The sequence below is a fragment of the Polaromonas sp. genome (assembly GCF_036676035.1).
Lineage (GTDB): Bacteria > Pseudomonadota > Gammaproteobacteria > Burkholderiales > Burkholderiaceae_C > Polaromonas.
Map to the genome: position 1 here is coordinate 1 of NZ_JAKFDR010000089.1, position 2,625 is coordinate 2,625.

Sequence of the window (2,625 nt, forward strand, 5' to 3'; positions counted from 1 at the left end):
CGGGCCAGCCCCATGGCCAAGCTCAAGGTCTATTACGACGGCGCCTGCCCGCGCTGCGTGGCCGACCGCCAGCGCTACGAAAGACTGCGCGCGCACCAGGACGACAGCGTGCAGTGGGTCGATATCACCGGCCAGGAAGAGCAGCTGCGCGCCGCCGGCATCGATCCCTACCAGGCCCTCACCGCACTGCACGTGCAGGACGACCAGGGGCGCATCCACCGCGAACTGGACGCCTATATCCTGCTGATGTCGCGCACCCCGCGCCTGCGCGCGCTGGCTTGGCTAATCGGCCGGCCCGGCCTCAAACCGCTGCTCGCCTGGTGCTACCGCCACTGGGTCCTGCGCCACCTGCGCCATGCAGGACGGCTGTAGCACTCCCCCCGGCCGCCGGCCAGTGCCGAGCGGCACGCGCCAGCTACGGGGCACGGGAAGCGGCGATCACCGTAGCGTAGATTTCCTTGATGCCCTCGGCGAACTGCTCGATGGAATGTTCCCTGGCCACGATCAGGGCGTGGCTGGACATCTCGCCGCGCAGCTCGTCGTCCTCGAGCAGCAGGGCCACGCGGTCACACCACAGGGCAAGCTTTTCCGGTGTCTTGAAGCCGTTATAGCCCTGCCTGACCACATCATCGATACCGCTCGAGCGCACCGCCACCACCGGCAACCCCGCCGCCATGGCTTCCAGGATCACCATGCCCTGGGTCTCCGATTTGGAGGCGAAGAGGAACAGATCGCCGAGCCGGTAGTAAACCGCCATCTCCTCGGGCGGCACGCTGCCGAGCAGCCGGAAATGCGCGCCCAGGTTCAGCTCGTCGATGCGCTTCTGCAGGCGCTCGCGCTGGTGGCCGTCGCCGATCATCAGGAAGCGGAAGGGACGCTCGGTCCGCTGCCGCAGGCTGGCGATCGCGTCGATCAGGAAATCGATGTTCTTTTCATTCGACAGGCGGGAAACGCTGATCAGGACTTTCTCCTCGCCAATGCCCAGCGCCGTCCTGAGAGTGGCCACCTGCTCCGCCGTCACCGCCTGGAAGCGCTGGTATTCGATGCCGGTGGGCTGCACGAAGACCGGTGTTTTTACCCCGATCATCCGCAGATATTCCTCGGCGGAGTAAGTGGGCACGATCACCGCATCGCATTTGTTGGCAAAGCGCTTGATCAGGGCATGGGAGATCAAGTTGCGAAACAGCGTCCCGGGCAGCGGCACGAAGTGGGCATAGTGTTCCAGCCGGGTGTGATAGGTAAAAACCGCCGGCACCCGCAGCCGGTGCGCCAGAAACAGCCCCAGAGAGCCCAGCCAGAACGGATGGTGCAGGTGAATCAGGTCGGGGCGGAAGTCCCTGACCGCCGTACCGATACGGCGCAGAAAAATATTCGCCAAGCGGAATTCCCGGTTCTCGCCCATCGCCAGGATGGACGGCACCCTGACCACGCGCCCCGCTTCGCGCGCTTGCTCCCGGTAGCCTGGCGCGACGATCAGCACCGCGTTCCCCATGGCCTCCAGCCCGCGCCGCAGCCGTTCGATCGAGATCGGCACGCCACCGATGAACGGCAGGTAGTTGTTGGTGAACATGGCCACCCGCAGGGGCCTTTCCGTCCAGGGCGAGGGGTCCAGATCGAAGTTCGGGTAATAGTCGCGCTCGGCGAAGGCCAGCGCATACAGCTTGATGGCGGCGATGGCGAGGCCGCTAACCAGCAGGATGAAGTTCAGGTAGCCCACGTAGAACAGCGAGTAGATGAAGAACCAGAGGCTCTCGAGCCGTTTGAAGAGTGGATGCTGCCCCGCCTCGAGGCGCTGCAATTGCGTGCCGATGCCCTGCGCCGACACGGACACCTCCACGTAGTGGTGGAAGCTGGCGGCGTCATTCAGCACCAGGCCGCCCGCCCCCCCACTGGTGATAAAGCGGGTACGGCCGCGCTGCTGCTCGGCAAACAGCGGCACGTTGGCGGCGAATACCGCATCGATGGCGTATTCATCGATCAGCCCCAGCAACGCTTCGCGAAACGCCAGCGGCTGCAGGTAATCCTGCTCCTCGGCAAACCGGGCACTCGGTTCATCTTGTAGCAGCGGCTTGCCGGTAAACAGAAAGGTGTGTCGCGCCTCGCCCCGACGCAGCAGGTCCTTCAGCCAGAGAATCTGCCAGCGCCAGGGGGTTTTGCCGGTGCCGTCGAGAAAGACGAAGCGGCTGTTGCCGGCATGGAAGCTGAAAAAGTGCGGGCCGAAGTGTTCGTAGAAGCGATAGCTGCCGAACTCCTCGTACTCATGGGCGCCAAAGGTCAGCAGGTAGGGCATCTGCAGGTGGCTCAAGCTGCCGTGCAGCGCCCGGTACTTGTCCTCGCCGCCGCCACTGACCGCATTACCGGCGGAGATCATGAAGTCGACGCCGGAGGCGTTCAGCAGGGGAATGATGCGGCGCTCGAAGATGCCGACGGAGTTATTGATGTTGCCCACCACCGCGAAGTTGAAGCTTTCCCGGCGCTCCAGCTTTGCCTGAATCGTCTCGATCTGCGTGGTGTGCTCCGCCTCGAAGTCCGACAGCACGAAGTTCAGGTAGGCCTTGTAGCCCAGCAGCAGGCAGACAATCAGGACATTGCAATAGAAAAGAGCCTTGAACGGACGGCGCACTC

2 protein-coding genes are annotated in these 2,625 nt (G+C 64.0%); one reads left to right on the forward strand and one right to left on the reverse strand.

The annotated features are described in order from the left end of the window. A partial coding sequence (locus V6M61_RS13270; protein WP_332777051.1) for a thiol-disulfide oxidoreductase DCC family protein occupies positions 1 to 372 on the forward strand: 372 nt, incomplete at its 5' end. Between the two features lie 43 nt (positions 373 to 415). On the opposite strand, the gene V6M61_RS13275 is transcribed toward V6M61_RS13270, so the two are convergent. Further along, positions 416 to 2,625, reverse strand: a 2,210-nt coding sequence (locus V6M61_RS13275; RefSeq protein WP_332777052.1) for a glycosyltransferase, incomplete at its 5' end; no start/stop codon positions are given.